The sequence below is a fragment of the Erythrobacter sp. HI0063 genome, from assembly GCF_001635685.1.
Lineage (GTDB): Bacteria > Pseudomonadota > Alphaproteobacteria > Sphingomonadales > Sphingomonadaceae > Qipengyuania.
On record NZ_LWFF01000304.1, the window covers coordinates 1 to 328 of the forward strand.

At 53.4% G+C, this 328-nt stretch carries 1 protein-coding gene; it reads left to right on the forward strand.

Going from position 1 to position 328, the window contains the following annotated elements; translation table 11 throughout:
• Positions 1-46: 46 nt before the first annotated feature.
• On the forward strand, positions 47-328 hold a 282-nt coding region (locus tag A3736_RS10435), incomplete at its 3' end, for a hypothetical protein (RefSeq protein ID WP_156502082.1).

Below are 328 nucleotides of genomic sequence, written 5' to 3' on the forward strand. Positions count from 1 at the left end.
TAGAGTTCAAGAGATTTACGCCGGAAATCCAGTCTATGACCGGGTAATGACGACCGACCATATCCAGCGCCAGCTTTGGGGGTTCGGCGTTTTCGAATTCGTCGGCTACTTGGACGCGATCCTGTCGAAGTCGCCTGAACTGTTCGTCGCATTATGGCTTCGGCGCTGGGAAGATCTCGATCGTCTGACTTCGCAAGCAGGATCGCAGGGTGGACCATGCCTCAGCGAAATCTTCGGCACACCAGTTCTATTGACTCTTAAAACAGGAGATCGGGATTCCTTCCTCGCGCCATGGGCTATCATGAGTGAGATCGAGCGGATTGTGGAA